The 16,248-nt window shown below is 48.1% G+C and carries 11 protein-coding genes; all 11 read right to left on the minus strand.

Translation table 11 applies throughout. The annotated features are described in order from the left end of the window. Nucleotides 1-532 (minus strand): dTDP-4-dehydrorhamnose 3,5-epimerase (gene rfbC, locus IQ22_RS19300; RefSeq protein WP_145138781.1); only part of this gene is annotated, 532 nt, incomplete at its 3' end. Then, nucleotides 532-1,413, minus strand: coding sequence for a glucose-1-phosphate thymidylyltransferase RfbA (gene rfbA / locus IQ22_RS19305; protein WP_145138777.1), 882 nt, complete (start codon nt 1,411-1,413; stop codon nt 532-534). The genes rfbC and rfbA, both read right to left, overlap by 1 nt. Before the next feature lie 65 nt (nt 1,414-1,478). Further along, entirely contained in the window at nt 1,479-2,543 is a 1,065-nt protein-coding gene (gene rfbB, locus IQ22_RS19310) for a dTDP-glucose 4,6-dehydratase (RefSeq protein ID WP_145138774.1), read from the minus strand. A 74-nt stretch (nt 2,544-2,617) separates the two neighbouring features. After that, the gene (locus IQ22_RS19315; RefSeq protein WP_145145034.1) at nt 2,618-4,006 is read right to left on the minus strand and encodes a TolC family outer membrane protein; all 1,389 of its coding nucleotides are present in this window, start codon (nt 4,004-4,006) and stop codon (nt 2,618-2,620) included. An 8-nt stretch (nt 4,007-4,014) separates the two neighbouring features. Continuing rightward, nucleotides 4,015-5,337, minus strand: a complete 1,323-nt coding sequence (locus IQ22_RS19320; RefSeq protein ID WP_145145036.1) for an HlyD family type I secretion periplasmic adaptor subunit — start codon at nt 5,335-5,337, stop codon at nt 4,015-4,017. A 2-nt stretch (nt 5,338-5,339) separates the two neighbouring features. Further along, nucleotides 5,340-7,115 (minus strand): type I secretion system permease/ATPase, encoded by a 1,776-nt coding sequence (locus tag IQ22_RS19325; protein ID WP_145145038.1) that lies wholly within the window; start codon nt 7,113-7,115, stop codon nt 5,340-5,342. A gap of 60 nt (nt 7,116-7,175) precedes the next feature. Then, complete coding sequence (locus IQ22_RS19330; RefSeq protein WP_145145040.1) at nt 7,176-8,234, minus strand: glycosyltransferase family 61 protein; 1,059 nt, start codon at nt 8,232-8,234, stop codon at nt 7,176-7,178. 35 nt (nt 8,235-8,269) lie between these two features. Continuing rightward, nucleotides 8,270-10,072: a capsular polysaccharide export protein, LipB/KpsS family gene (locus IQ22_RS19335; protein WP_145145043.1), complete on the minus strand. Its 1,803-nt coding sequence runs from the start codon at nt 10,070-10,072 to the stop codon at nt 8,270-8,272. Beyond that, nucleotides 10,069-11,127, minus strand: coding sequence for a glycosyltransferase family protein (locus IQ22_RS19340; protein WP_145145045.1), 1,059 nt, complete (start codon nt 11,125-11,127; stop codon nt 10,069-10,071). The genes IQ22_RS19335 and IQ22_RS19340 overlap by 4 nt, the downstream gene beginning before the upstream one ends. Nucleotides 11,128-11,233: 106 nt before the next feature. Then, complete coding sequence (locus IQ22_RS19345) at nt 11,234-13,648, minus strand: glycosyltransferase family 2 protein (RefSeq protein WP_145145047.1); 2,415 nt, start codon at nt 13,646-13,648, stop codon at nt 11,234-11,236. A gap of 12 nt (nt 13,649-13,660) precedes the next feature. Further along, nucleotides 13,661-16,198: a glycosyltransferase family 2 protein gene (locus IQ22_RS19350; protein ID WP_145145049.1), complete on the minus strand. Its 2,538-nt coding sequence runs from the start codon at nt 16,196-16,198 to the stop codon at nt 13,661-13,663. Nucleotides 16,199-16,248: the final 50 nt, after the last annotated feature.

The following is a 16,248-nucleotide window of genomic DNA, read 5'->3' on the forward strand; positions in this document are numbered from 1 at the left end:
AATAAAGCTCCGACAGACGCAGCCCTTGAGCGTCCTTAGCGGACAGTTGCGGCTCACTGACTTTCCAGTCGATACCCAAGTCAGGATCGTTCCAGATCAAACAGCCTTCATCGGTGGGGTCGTAATAATCAGTGCACTTATATTCAAAGTCAGCCGTCTCGGACAGCACTACAAATCCATGCGCCAAACCCGGCGGAATCCAAAGCTGTCGCTTATTGTCTTCAGAAAGAACTTCCGCAACCCAACGCCCGAAAGTCGGCGAGCCCTGACGAATGTCTACCGCAACATCCAACACTTCGCCTCGAACACACCTAACCAACTTGCCTTGAGGGCGGCTACGCTGGAAATGCAAACCGCGCAAGACGCCTCGGCAAGAGCGTGAATGGTTATCTTGAACGAAAGGTAGTGTTATCCCTGCCTTCTCTGCATAACGCTCCGCCTGGAACGTTTCCAAGAAAAACCCCCGCGCATCACCGAAGATACGCGGTTGAATGAGCTTTACGTCATCAATGACCGTATCGATCACTTCCATTAACGCGCTCCTGCAATCAGACGTGCCAGATATTGGCCATAGCCCGTTTTACTGAGCGCCTCCGCCTGCAAGGCGACCTGTTCTGTGGTTACCCAGCCTTTTTGCAAAGCGATTTCTTCAAGGCAGGCCACTTTTAACCCCTGGCGCTTTTCAATGGTCTGCACAAAATGCCCCGCTTCCAGCAAGGCATCATGTGTGCCGGTATCGAGCCAGGCGAAACCACGTCCTAATACCGACACGTTCAAATCGCCGCGACGCAGGTATTCATTGTTCACATCGGTAATCTCAAGCTCACCCCGCGGTGAAGGCTTGATATTAGCAGCGATATCCAGAACGTCATTGTCGTAGAAGTAAAGGCCAGTTACCGCATAGTTTGACCTGGGCTTCTTCGGCTTTTCTTCTATGCTTAACGCCTTGCCACTCTCATCGAAGTCCACCACACCGAAACGCTCGGGGTCAGCTACATAGTAACCAAATACAGTAGCGCCTTTTTCGCGCTGGGCGGCTTGAGCTAGACTTTGTGTAAAGTGTTGACCATAAAAGATGTTATCGCCTAGCACCAGACAAACATTGTCTTCACCAACAAACTCAGCGCCGATAATGAAAGCTTGCGCCAATCCATCTGGGCTAGGCTGTTCGGCATAACTTAGCTCAATGCCAAATTGGCTGCCATCACCCAACATACGCTTGAAGCCTGGTAGATCGGTTGGTGTAGAAATGATCAACACTTCACGAATACCCGCCAGCATTAGCACAGATAGCGGATAATAAATCATTGGCTTGTCGTATACCGGCAAAGACTGCTTGGATACGCCTAGGGTAATAGGATGTAAACGTGTCCCGGAACCGCCCGCTAGTAGAATTCCTTTGTACTTTTTCATAGAACATCCCTCTCAGCCAATTTAGGGGTTAGCGACACACATACAACGAGCTCGAACACCATTACTTAAACAGCCTCGCCCAAACGCTCCAGGCGATATTCCCCCGATAGCACACGCTGCCACCAGTCACGATTACTCAGATACCACTCGACCGTCTTACGTAAACCAGTTTCAAAGCTTTCCTGCGGAACCCAGCCCAGCTCGGTAGCAATCTTGCTGGCATCGATGGCATAACGAAGATCATGCCCTGGACGATCCTTTACAAAGGTAATCAGATCGCGGTACTGCTTTACGCCGGCTGGCTTGTTAGGCGCTAGCTCTTCAAGAAGCGAACAGATCGTTTCTACCACTTCAAGGTTACGCTTTTCATTATGCCCACCAATATTATAGGTCTCGCCTACCTGGCCTTTAGTGACCACGGTATAGAGGGCACGGGCATGATCCTCAACAAACAACCAATCACGGATTTGCGAGCCGTCACCATAAACCGGCAGAGACTTGCCGTGCATGGCGTTTAGAATGACGTGAGGGATTAGCTTTTCAGGAAAATGGAACGGGCCATAGTTGTTAGAGCAGTTCGTAATAAGTACTGGCAGGCCATAAGTACGGCCCCAGGCACGAACTAAGTGATCACTACCAGCCTTGCTGGCTGAATAAGGCGAACTGGGCGCATAAGGCGTGGTTTCGGTAAAGAGATCATCTGTACCGTGTAGGTCGCCAAATACCTCGTCCGTAGAAATATGGTGGAAGCGGAAAGCTTCTTTAGCTTCAGCCTCCAGCCCCAACCAGTAGGAGCGGGCTACTTCAAGCAGAGTCCCTGTACCCAAAACATTGGTACGAATGAACTCGGCAGGACCTTCGATTGAACGATCGACATGCGACTCGGCAGCCAGATGCATGACGGCTTGGGGCTTGAAGGTAGAAAATACCTTTTCAAGCGCAGCCTTATCGCAGATATCGACTTGGTGAAACTCATAACGGTCAGAAGAGGCAACCTCGTTCAGCGACTCCAGGTTGCCCGCGTAGGTCAGCTTATCAACATTTGCAACCTGACACTCAGTCTCATTAATCAAAAAACGGACCACTGCAGAACCAATGAAACCCGCACCACCTGTTACCAGAACTTTCATCCTGAACCTGCCTGACAGTTTAATCTTTATTATGTCGCTAATTGATAACGGATTAAAAAGGCCAAACACTCTATTTAGCCATTTTGGGGAATTTCGCCTTCTTTAACGCCGGTACTCCGGTCTTCCCCCGGCGTCGGAACGGTTAGCCAATCATTAATTTTGAGAATGTCGGCGTCAGCCATATTGCCCCGCCAGCGCAATAGAACCAGTTGATTTGTGATGAAGTCGTATTGCGCCTGGAGGTAGTCGCGTCGAGCGCTGTACTCCTGTTTAACGGCATTGAGCACATCAACGGCTGTAGCCACACCCAGCGCCAGCGAGCGCTCGTTGGCGATGCGGGCCTTGACTGCTGAATCTAGCGCACTGCGGGAGGAAGCAATCTTGCTAAGGTCAGAGGCGCTTTTCATGTAAGCCGTACGTGTTTCTTTTATAACCTGCCGACGAACAGACTCGAACTCTTGCTCCGCCGCATCGCGAGAGCCATACAGCCCCTCTACTTTGGCACTGGTCGAGCCGCCACTGTAGATGGGAACTTGCAACGTGACGTTAGCCGAGTAAGTATCCGTACGTGGAGAAGGAACGTTTTCATACGCAAAATCACTGCGCTGCGCGCCTACGCCAAACGTCAGCGTAGGCAGATGGCCTGCACGCGCTTCATCAATAGCGTAATTAGCGGCTTCGACCGCTTTTTGCTTCGCCTTTAAGGCAGGGTTATTGGCCACAGCCAGCCCTACCCATTGCTCCTCTGTACCCAGCGGCATATCAAAATGAGCCTTGGTATCGATTCGCTTGAAAGGCTGGTAAACGTCATGGCCAATGAGTTCGGCCAGCGCTTCCCTTGTAACTTGAATCTGGTTGCGGGCTTCGATTTCGGCCGTTTTAAGACTGTCTACCCGCGCTGAAATTTGTAAAACATCGGTAATGGTAGCTAACCTGCGCTCGAACATGGCCTGCAAGCTGTCCAGATTACGCTGTGTCGCCCGCCGCTCAGCCGTAGCCAACTCAAGCTCATCTTCTGCAGCCAGCGCGGCAAAGTAACGTTGTACCAGATCAGCTGTTGACTGCACGCGAGCATCTTCATACTGCGAGCGGTACTGCGCCGTCATTTCCGAATACTTTTTAAACCCCCTCCAGGCCGCAGGGTTATAAAGAGCCTGACTAAGGCGGAGACTGTACGTCTCGCCGTTAGTGATTTCTTTTGTGTCCTGCTCGCGACTCACCCGTGTAAAGGAGGTATTTGCGCTTAGCTGCGGCAACATCTGACCAAACGCAGAACGCTCTTGTCCTTCAGCACTTCGTATTTGCGCTTCGGCACCTACTATGCGTGGGTCAGAAACAGTGTTCTGCTGGTAGAGCTGCCATAAATCTATATAGCTCTGAGGATCAATGCTCTGACTTGGCTGTGCCGAAGCAACCCACGAGAAACTAGCCAATAGAGACAGATAAAGCGTTTTTTTCAACATCAGCCGACTCATTGCTCAATCATCGAACGGGCCATGGCGTTGCGTGCAGGCTGGAGCAGATAGTTCAGGAAGGTACGTGCGCCAGTATTGATCAGAACCTCAGCCGGCATACCTGGCACCAACTCTCGACGACCAAGATCCAGGCGCCCCCTATCCGTCAGCGCGACACGCCCCAAGTAGTAAGCATCACCGGTTCGCTCATCCGTTAACCGGTCTGCTGATACATAGGTCAGCTCACCTTCAAGAATAGGCGTTGTCGCATTCTTGAATGCACTAAACCGTACTTCGGCTTTCCGACCCAGCTCTACACGATCAATATCGTTAGGCTGGATATGGACCTCTACAATCAAATCTGCGCCAACCGGTACGATATCGAGCAGCTGTGTACCGGGCGAAACCACACCGCCAATGGTATGGACAGCAAGCCCCATTACCATACCATCGACCGGGGCGCGCACCAGGGTACGATTCACTTTGTCCTGTAACGCACCAACCTTCTCACGCAGTTCATAAATACGGGACTGCGCCTCTGCCAGCTTATTGGCCACATCTGATTTAAATTTTTGGGTACTTTGCAGAATCTGCAGCTTGGTTTCGCCTATCTGCACTTTAGCCCGTGCAATGGACGACTGATGATCGGCAATCTCAGCCTGCAAACGCGCCCGAGTCCGCTCTTGGTCGCGTAACCGCTCATTATTGACATACCCCTCTTTCAACAACTCGCTCAGGTCTTTGATTTCACTGTCATAAGATTGGGAAAGACTCTTCTTACTCTCAATAGCCGTAGTAAAGCCACGGATCTGCTGCTCCAGTTCGGCGCTTTTATTTTTAAGCACCTCAATTTCGCCTAACCGCGCGTTTCGCTGGGCAATAAAAATTTGCCGCTCACTATTACGTGCTTCCTTCACACGCGTATCGTTTTCAGGGAAATCGCTGGGTCCAAAAGTAACGTCGTCTTTATCGTCACGCTCAGCAATTAAGCGGGCCTCTAAAGCCTGGTTAGCAATAAGTTGGCTACGCGCTGCTTCAAGATCCGCGCGCGCCTGGGTATCGCCCAGCACAATTAGAACATCGCCAGCTTTTACGTGATCACCGTCATGGACCCTCAACTCCTCGACAATACCGCCTTCCAGATGCTGAACCGTTTTGCGATAGCTTTTAACCGCTACATAGCCCGACGCGAGTGCTGCACTATCTAAGGGTGCCAGGCTGGCCCATAAGCCGCCTATGCCAAAAACCACCAGCAGAATAATAAAACCCAGCCGGCGAATAGGCGCATCGGAAATTTTGAGGCCTGCCGACTCAGCTTCGAGATAAATATCGTTTTTCATTATCAAGCCCTCGCGTCGTTAGGCTGGGCAGGCGGTAAGGGAGAAGACGGAGGCACCTGGGGCGCCTGGGGCGCTTGAGGAGTTGATGCTGTAGAAGGCTGCTGCCCCTTCAGTTGCGCCAGCACCTGATCCCGCTGGCCAGAGGCCACAATTTGTCCTTCAGCCAATACGATCAAATGATCTACAAATGACAGCACACTAATGCGATGCGTGATGATAAAGATCGTGGCGCCAGTCTGCTTTAAACGCAGCAAGGCAGCCCCTAACGCTTTTTCACCTTGATCATCCAGGTTGGAGTTGGGCTCATCCAACACAACCAGCCGTGGATTACCATAGACAGCCCGTGCCAAGCCAATACGCTGCCGCTGGCCACCAGACAACACACCACTATTCGCCCCGATTATGGTGTCATACCCCTGTGGGAGACGAAGAATCATGTCATGCACACCTGCTAGTTGTGCAGCTTCTACTACAGCCTTCGGATCCACTTCGCCAAAGCGGGCAATGTTTTCACTGATGGTACCGTCGAAGAGTTCAATATCCTGAGGCAGGTAACCGATATGCGGGCCAAGCTCCTCGCGTTTCCAAAGGAAAATATCAGCTCCATCTAAACGCACCTTACCGCTTTGGGCAGGCCATAACCCAAGTAATGCCCGCGCAAGCGTAGACTTGCCCGCCGCACTGGCACCCAATATTCCTACCGATGCTCCCGGCATAACCTTGAAGCTGATGCCTTTAAGAACCGGATACTGCGCACCCGGCGGAGTAACAATCAGGTTCTCAGCCGAGACCTCGCCTTTGGGGTCAGGTAAGGACATACGATCCGGCTCAGCCATGACCTGCCGCAACACGTCATTAAGGCGAGCATATTGCCCACGCGCGGCAACAAAGCCTTTCCAGTTACCAATCATCATGTCGATAGGGGCTAATGCACGGCCCAGTAAAAGCGATGAGGCAGTCATCAAACCCGGGGTAATTTCATGATTGATAACGAGATAGGCACCTACACCAAGGATAGAAGACTGCAAAATCATCCGAAGGGTGCGGGAAAGATTACTTATCCCTCCACCGAGCTCACTAGCTCGGCCCTGCAGGGCAAGTACCTTATAGCTGCGCTGCTTCCAGCGCTTGAGGAGGTTTGGTAGCATTCCCATAGAGGCTACTACCTCTGCATTACGCAAACTTTTAGTTGTAAAATTGGTTGCGTTTACATTTTCTTGGTTTGCCTCTCCAAGCCTCTTGCCAGTGAGCTTCTCATTGATATAGGCCAAGAGCACCAAAACGATAGCGCTTATTACCGTCAAACAGCCAAACCAGAAATGAAAATAAAACATAATGGCTACGTAGATTGGTAACCATGGCGCATCGAAGAAGGCAAATAACCCATTGCCTGTCAAAAACTGTCTCAGCCCGGTCAGATCATTGAGCGGTTGCGCCGACGCTGAATTGCCATTTGTATATAGAGCTTGCTTAAAACTAGCATTAAAAAGACGCTGACTAAGCATCATGTCAATACGAGTCGACATGCGGATGAGAATACGCGAACGCACCCACTCTAATGCACCGTAAGTCAGCATCATTACAACCATGATCAGTGTAAGCATTAGTAATGTAGTGACACTGCTACTACTTAAAACACGATCATAGACTTGCAGCATATAAAAAGGCGGAACTAGAAGCAGCAAGTTAATAAAAAAGCTGAAAAATCCAATAACGACAAGACTGCCCTTACAAGCCATCAAAGCTTGCTCTAAGTCAGTCTTAGGTTTTGATTGCATTTGAGTTTCCTGCTAGCAACACATATATTTCAAAAAATAAACCGCAACATATCACGTCGACTACTTTCTACTAAACTCAATATACTCATTTCTGGCAAGAGATAAGTCAAAAACAGCTTTATTATTTAAGTAACCTCGCTTATAAAATTCATCAATGATAAAATTTTGATCTATCAAAAAAGGGCCAATAGGACTCGCAGCCTCTAAATTTGCAGGAATATAAGATCCGTCAAGTCCTACAATAGCATCTAGCGCAGCTAGAGTATTGTAAGTGGTCCTTTGATTAGGATTTCTTTCTATATAAAAAACTCTAGTACCTGGACGACTAAAAATAAGATTATGCATTCCACTGCCAATTACGCCAGCATAAACCCTAGATTTGCGAGCCGTTCTTATTTGGTTTTCTATGCTTTCTATTTCTGGATGAAAAATTTCCCAACCACTATCTTTCAAATGATCTTCTAAATTTATCTCACCAAAAACTGGTCTTTCAGAAAACTTAGTCCTTGAAATATAAACTGGCGCGTCGCCTAACAACTCAATATCTTTTTTACCTATAATTTTTTCAGCTATAGCATTATAGACAAAACTTTGTACCTTGGAAGCTTTAGTCCCACCTATGGTTATAGCGGCAGCTGGAATAGTTATTCTAGAAAACCTTAAAGGCTCATTAACTATTAATATCTTTTCTTTTGGCCAGCCTAATTTTTCAAAGAAGAAATTACCTATTTCACAAGCTTCTTTAACCCCAGGATGTGAATTAAAAACAAGCCTATCAAAAAGGAAATGACTTAGCCCCGCCCACATTCTGGCTAAAGATTCCACTAGAAAATGCCCATAACACCCTGTGTGCTCATGATGCTTTCTATAAAGGAAGCCTCCGTAAAGCACGTTCTCATCTAAATGTTTTGGACGTTTAGACACCTCACCACTAGCCATAATTTGATGTATATCTCCTCGAACCAAAGCGGAAGAATCAATAAAATTTTTATTTTTATCAAAAACTCCACCATACATCTCTAGCGGGGTTGATCTGTTCTGTAGACGACACGTCGGCATTATGATGGCATCATAAAAAACTTCTAAAGCAGGCGGATCGTTAAAAATTTGAACTGGCATAGACAACCCCTTTAAAGACTTTAACTTTATTATGATTAGCTCCTATGTATCTGACCTTCTTTCAGCTCAGCAAATTGAGAAATATTTGAACCACCTAGGATAAGCAGCTTCCCTCCGCTGACTTGATCAATATCATTTTTTTTGATTCTGAAAATAAAACCACATTTATCAGTAATGGGGAGCTGTAAAGACTCAGCCACATCTCTACGGCTTAATATTACTCTATGATGAGATACAACCTTATCCAAGGTACATAAGATAATTTGCACAGGCGGCTGATAAGTACCTCTCTCTAAACACCAGCCTGAAACCTCTAAAAACTCGACCGCATTTTCTTCAACGGATTTTACGTAATCTATAAACCCAATGAAATTATCATTAGCTAGCCTACAACTAGCGATCACAGGACAATTATTTAGCTGCCCCTTTATTTTTATAAGATCTGAACTTATAAGAAATCTCTTTGAGTCTGCTTTAAATATTCTACTGTTACCTACAAGATTGCCAGTGTCTAAAGCGCTATTAAAAGAATAGTTTCCCTTCCCTCCATAAGCCCACGCTAAACCAAAAGATATTTTTTCTACCCAGGCCTGCCAATAAGCTTGCGTTCCAGGTACTAGATTCCTATTTATAAAAAGAAAATCAAAAACTGACTTCAGTGCTCGACCACTAGTTACTTCATCGATAGGGTGAAAATAATGCCCACAATAAAAAGTTATTAGCTTATCAAGCTTTTCATCGCCCCAGAATTCGCTTTTTAACTGGCCACTCAAATCGGTATCGCTTAACTTTTGAGACTCAAAAACTCCTTGCCCACACAGTATCGTTCTCTTGCCTATCATTAAAGACTCAAACGCAACGGAGCTATTTATTGAAACGACAGCTGAGCTTTGGCTTATTACATGCAAGGTTAAAAACGAATTTGTGTTTCTCGGCATTATCTTTACATGATCACCATATGATTTTGCCAAAAGCAAAGCCTTAGCCTCGGCTACTAAATTATGGGACCTATGGATGGCACCGGGATGTCCTTTTATAACTATGTCGAAGCCTGCGTCAATTAATTGAGGTATCAGCTCACGTAAAAAATCTTCGACAGTATTATACTTAGAATACAGTTGCGTATTCAGGTCATCGTCTAGTTGCAAAGGAATAAAAACATAAGGCCTATCCCCTCTAATATACTCGATAGACTGTTCATTTAACGTTAGTGAAGAGTCTATTAACCCAACAGAGTTTGGCTTATCGTCGATATTACCCTGTAGAGTTACCCATGTTTCTCTTGGAATAACTTCACAAAGGTTAATCTTATCAATATCTATATTAGCTGCTGAGGATCCGCCATTAGTACCTAAAGGATCAAGATACAAAGTCTTATGAAAAGGCGATCTTGTAGGACCCAGCTCTGCATGCAAAGCCAATAGCCCCTTAATCTCACAAAACATCCTCACCGCGCCATTATCAGACCATAAAAGCACGGCATCGAAATTATAAACTTGGTGTAATCTATCTAATACTTTTAGATAAAAAGCAGTTACCTTCCCTTTACCACGAACTAAATTCTTCCAAGTCTCTATACTCTTCTCACCCCATTGCGAAAAGAAAGACTGATACTCTACTTTTTCAGCAACAGTCATCCTGAGAGCTTTATATGAAAGTTCCGAATTTACAGTCACAAGGCGGTCAACGATACTGTCGTTTGAAAAGAACCTAAATTCATATCCTTCCATCTTTTCGAGATTCAGGGCTGCTTCATTTAGCAGTTTACCCGCCTCAAAAAACTCCTCATGAGTATTCCTTATAGGATGAGGCTCCACATAAATTAATATCTTTTTCATATATCACCAAAGCAGTAATCTACAAATTTATCTACTTGATAAGAAATAGCAACTTCTTTCTCAATCTTAAGTATTTCTTTCTCATGTTCTCTATGATTCATAGAAAGGACCGAATTTACCGCTACAGACCATTCATCTAAGTTTAAACAACAAGTCAGAAGACTTGATTCAAAACGTGCTACATCAGGTATTGGAGTAGCGATAACCCTACAACCAGCAAGAGCGGCCTCAAAAAACTTTAACCCGCTTTTAGATCTTGTAAAAACTGTATCCTCCAAAGGTGCTAAAACAGTTTTACATTTAGCCATGTAAGCTGGAAGCTCATGAAAAGGAACAATTGGATTAGTTACAACACTATCCGCTATATTATTAAACACCTCTGGAACCTTGAGAGGGCCTAATATTAATATTTTCCCGCCGGAGGATTTTAATTTTTCGCATATCACAGGTGCTATTAGTTCAAAGTCCTTATCATGAGTTGCTGTACCAGAAAAATACCCAAATTCAAAATCTCTAAGCTCATAAGGATTAAGATTCCGGGCTATTCTTGATACACCTAGAAAACCTCTATCTATAGTATTACTTAAAACAATTGAGCTTGAGTCAGGAAAAAGCTCTTCAACATGCTTTTTAAGAGGAGATGTTGAAAGCGTAAACTTATTTATTAAGCTTGCCGCCTCAAACGTTCTTGATATATATGCTTTGACGCCATTTGAGTCTGCGCCTCTAACCCTAACCATGGGAGTAAGGTCTGCATACTTAACATCAAATATAAAGTCGTCAAAGTCCGCGTTTATTACTTTCCCCTTGGCCTTTAAATCCAGTAAAATTTCGACAAATTTTTCAGTCAAATAAGGACGATGAAAAACATAAGCATCATAGCCGTCAAGACATTCGTAATTTTTCTCGAAATTTAGTTGTGAAATTACTTGTGCTGTATGCCCTCTCTTTACAAGTTCACCGGCAAAATTAAAGCATCTATACCTTACAGAGGGATCCTCATAGGGCCTTTCATTACGCGATGTCCATGAGACGTACAATATTTTTCTAAACACGACCAGCGTCCATTAGAGAAGGATAATTAAACAGTCAACATTAAATATAATGATAAAATAACGCAGGCACTTGTATTCTATTAAGAAAGAAATACCTATGCTAACCTTAAACCCGCGCCAATAACTTATATTTACAAAGGTTAAGGCCGCTATAATTACCCAGCGCCCAATCAGTATTCAACGCAGGGTGGTAGCAAGGATCATAACGATACAACTCACCCCAGCGCTGAATGAATAATTCTTGCTCTCGCATGGCGCGGGCTGCCTTATCTTTGCTAATGTCCTTACCACGGCTGGCCGACTCGGCATGAATCAAGCGCGCGAAGGGTGTCCATAGAAGCTTGTAGCCTAGTTGGTTTATACGCAGGCACATATCTACATCGTTAAAGGCAACGGGATGTCTAACCTCATCCATACCTCTTACTTCCAGATACAGTGCGCGCTTCATAATCAAGCAAGCGGTAGTTACAGCGCTCTGCCGGCGGCACAACTGGTTAAAGCCAAGATACCCTGGGTCATCCTTGAGCCAATTGTTGCCTGTATGAGCGGCCAGACCATTGATACCAATAACCACACCGGCGTGCTGCACCATTCCGTTTGGCCATAAGAGTTTGGCCCCTACGGCTCCTACCTTGGGGCGCAACGCCAGGCTGACCATCTCTTTGAGCCAATCAGGATGCAAAATTTCGATATCATTGTTGATCAGGCCTATCAGTTCTCCGGTTGCCAGCTCCACGCCACGGTTGTTGAGCGTTGCGTAATTGAAGGGATAGGGATGAGGCAGGATCTTTACGCCCCGCTCACGCAGGGAAGAGAAGTATTCAAGCGTTTGCGGACAGGTGGTTTCGTTATCAACCACGATTAATTCGAGGTCTGGATAGTCCGTCTCGTTAAGAAGCCCTTCCATACAGGCGTACATCAGCTTGTACTGATCCCGGGTAGGAATGATCAAGCTGACTTTTGGTAACTCTGCCGGTAGCGGCCATTGTGTACGAAGCAGCCCAGGGTAGTCTGATTGTTTACTAACCTGTGCGCCTGGGCTCAATTCATTAGCTAGCCATTGCATGGCCTCGATCCGTTCGGCAGCGCTTTGTGCATCGTGGGCCGCTGGGGTATCTGGCTGACCGTAACGGCGATGCACTAAAACCTGAGGCACATGAGCAACAGGCAGGTTACGCCGCTCGCCTGCCAGGACTGCTGCGGCAGTGAGTTTATGTCGACTTACTGTTCCAGAGGTATCACGCATCAAGCGCAGCGCTTCAATAAGCACGTCGCGCCGGAACAGAGCGCCCTCGCTAAATAAATCGACGCCTAAAAATAAATCCAGATCCCAAGCGGGCTTCAACCACGGAGTGGTACGCTGCCCCTGCTCACTGTCCAGATCGCAATCGGCGTATACCCACGCGGCAGCGGGGGTTTGCTTGTCAGCGGGGATAAGAGCAGGTAACAACTGATCAACTGCATGAGAAGCCAGTCGATTACTCATTTGCAAAAAGAGAACCGCCTCAGCGCCCTCTTCCAGTAAGGCTTCAAGCGCTTGGCTAAAGGTGGCGTCCGTACAGGACCGCGCCAAGTGAACTGGCCAGCGCTGCTTGGCAATGCTTTCCCGAGTTGCTTCCTGTGCATTAAGGTCTGCTTCACCATAAATAAGCACGGCAAGCTTGGCCTGTGCTTGCTCCGTGGTAGGCGCAACAATATCGGGCGCCTTTTGAAACAGTTCAAACCATTGAGGGTAATGGGAGAAGCCAGCGGTACGCGGGCAGCGCTGGTCATAATCACGCGCCAGCCGTATTAGGAGTTTTTGCGCGGCGTCATCGGTATTGGGCCAGTATTGCTGAACCAGTGCTCCCAGCCCTTCGGGACGACAGCATACGGTAATGGGACTACCGTTCAGGCGTTGCCCCGTATCGCTTTCCAGATGAAGTTCGTGCAGTTCGCCATTGGCTAGCTCCCAAGGCAAGTCCAGGCTGAAACCGTGATTGGCATCCGTACGGTAGATCAGCGCCGGATGCCAACGATCAGCCTTAGTGCGGGCTACAATGCGGTCCCCCTTGCGAGCCCGTATCTCAATAGTTTTGTGAGGCGCAGCGTCATCCCAGGCCCAGCCTCCAACGGTCAGCCCTCCTCCGTACCACACTTGAGAACTGGCCACAGTATTGGTAGTAGGCAACTGTGCAGTTGGCAGGGTTAAAGGTGCGCCTAACCAAGGGCCCTGGTTAGCGACCCGAACCGCTACCTGTTTAGCGTTACTCACCCACGATGACTTGAGCTGCACGCTAAAACCATGAAAGCCGTCACCTTCATTGAACTCAGGCTGATATTGATCAGCCCGGACCAGGCAGACATGTGCGCCGTCTATATAGACTTCCAATGCCAGACGCGCATCAAGGTTACCCAGGTCAATTGCCCAGCCTTGCAGTACGTCCCCAAATAAGCCGCTTACCGCACCTACAATTCGGGCAGACAACGGCGCATTGGCAAGCCCGTGAGAAGAAGCCTGGCCTTGATTGAAATCAGTCATAAAGAGAACCTGCTAAAACGATAGCTCCGACAAGAGGCGCCCAAGCGCGCCTCCTAGTCGCTGAGATGAATAGGCACCGACTTCTTCGGCGATAAGGCTTTTTGGAGCAAACAATGGGAGCTGCGACAGGCTTGCAAGTTGTGGCGCTAGCCAGCCGCACCCTGGCTGAGCGTTAAGGCTAAGAGCTAATTGGCAACTGGCTGCCCGTAACATTTCAGCACGGTTGAGCCCAGGCAATTCAGGAAGAACCGCAACATTGCCGCAAGCCAAGAGCTCGCGACTCCAGGGTGCGTCCTGGTTGATCAGTAAGAGGTACTGGTCGTCCTCTCGCCTCAACTGTCTGGCCAGCTTTAACCAAGCACTCCGTACTGACGGCTCTTGCAAATTGTCGGCTACTAATATGATCGTTCCGTTTATTGGCAGGCTCGAAACGTTAGGAGCCCGAATTACGGAATGGCTGTTAATGTCATGATCAGGGAAGCGCCTGCTGTATTCTGCCGCGAGCCCTTTGTAAGGTAGCTGAATGGCTTTGACACCCTGGAAAAAAGCAGGCCAGTCGAACGTTCCTGTCGAAGCTGGCTGGGGCAGTACATCGTCTGCACAGTGAAGACGATATTCGAGCCCAAGATAGTGAGGTAACGTAAGTAGAGCTTCAGGGCACGGGCCCAGCTGACGAAAAATCAGACCCGGTACTTCAAGCTGCTGTATATCGACGATCAATTTTATAGTGTCGTCCGGCAGCACATAATCCAACTCGAGAGGCAGGAAATCCTGCAGCCGGATAGCAAGCGTTACGTGACTACTCTGCCCTTGATGGGCATAACTGATTTCCAGAGCAGGCCGTTCCTGGCCATAACGCGCCAGTAGTTCAGCCTCGCCAAAGGCTTGTATGACAGGCCATGCGGTTAAGGAGTCGCCTGTTTGCTTCAACGCGTTAATGGCCTGCTTGAATACATTCAGGCGTGCACGTTGCAAGCGGTCACGGTGTGGCTTGATGGAGTCAACGCGGTAAAACCGGTCAAATGCCCTCTCGGCTGCTGGATAGCGCTGGCGAAGCACGGCATTATTGAACGCTACACGCGGAATCTTTTCAGCGCCAAAGGAAACACCACCGCGATGGGCAACGAATACGCGATGGGCGCCAACATGACGCCACCCCTGCTCTTTTGCCCTTAAACACCAATCCGTTTCTTCACCGTAACCACGCTTCAGGTACAGCTCGTCCAGCAGGCCCACCGCATTCAAGGCCACTCGCTTGATATAAAAGCAAAAACCACACCCTACCTCTAACTCCAGAACTTCATCCGGGCCGTTGGCCGTCAGGAAGTCCAACAGTTGTTGCTCGGCCAGATCAGGCATTCGATGACTGATTCGACTTTGAGGAAAACTCATCAATTCACCGTTGTTACTAAACGGTGTAGCGGTGGCTATATCTGGTGCGGAATAGGCTGCCTGACGCAAGCGGTCAAGCCAGTCACCGCATACGCGTGCATCGGAATTGAGCCAGAGCACATCCCTCTCGGGATGAAGCAACATACCCCGGTTCATATTTCGAATGAATCCCAGGTTGGCTGGATGCCTATGCAGCTCGATGAGTCCCTGAGCGGCTAGATTATCGAGAGCCTGTGAAAGCTCGGGTTCGGGACTTACATCATCTAATACGACGAGCGTAAACGGTGTGCGGTTGTACTCGCGACTCTCAAGTGCGCTATGGATGCATGCTAGTGTTGCGTCCTTACCCTTGTAGACTGGAATCAGTACGTCTACGGGGGCCTCTCGAGCTGTAGCTGTTGCGCTGACCTCACCAGACAAGGTGTGTACAGGTAGAGGTGTCAACGCAGCGATGGGGCTGCCAAGTAGTTCTATTCCTTCATCGAAGGTAACGCTAAGTCTGGCATGCTCTGGCAATTTGATTCGAATGCCACCTAGGCGGCCACCATTACCCGATTTTGCCAGCAAAGGGCACGCCAGCATGGCCTGCCACTTCATCTTTTTCTGGCCAGTGTGCAGGGTTAATGTAATGGGGCGCGAGGGCTTGGCCGTGTCAATCGCCCACCCTTGCAGCTCTTGACTCAAGGGATCGAACTCTACAAAACCCCAAACTCGGCGAGGCAGCTTGGAAAGCACGAAAGCTAGCTCCTCTGCACTTTGCACATAGGGTAGCTGCTCTTTTAATTGCTTTACCGAGACGTCAGGCATGGCTGCCAGAGCTCGTAACCGCATCAGACGTACGGCAGGCTCGTTGCGGGCAGGATTCGCTGAATCACTTAAAAAAGCACATGCATACTCAGGCTGCTTTTTTAATAGCAGTACATGAGCTAATAACGCGGCAATATCACTACGCTTGGCCAGGCTTCCATAAGCCTCGGCCAAATGAATAAAAGCATGTTGAAAACGCTGCTGTTCGACGGCTGCGAGACCTAGGGCTACTAACGCGTCGGGGCGCAGTTCAGATACTTGCATGGCCATGGCCAAACGCTGTTTAGCCATACTCTGCTGACCGCTACGCTGAAAAGCGTAGTACTCGTCCATAAGCTTAAGGAGGCCCATGCGAGATCTCTCCCCTATAAATAAGAGGTAATCGACAAATAAAGAACTCC

Source organism: Pseudomonas duriflava (assembly GCF_007830155.1).
GTDB classification, from domain to species: domain Bacteria; phylum Pseudomonadota; class Gammaproteobacteria; order Pseudomonadales; family Pseudomonadaceae; genus Chryseomonas; species Chryseomonas duriflava.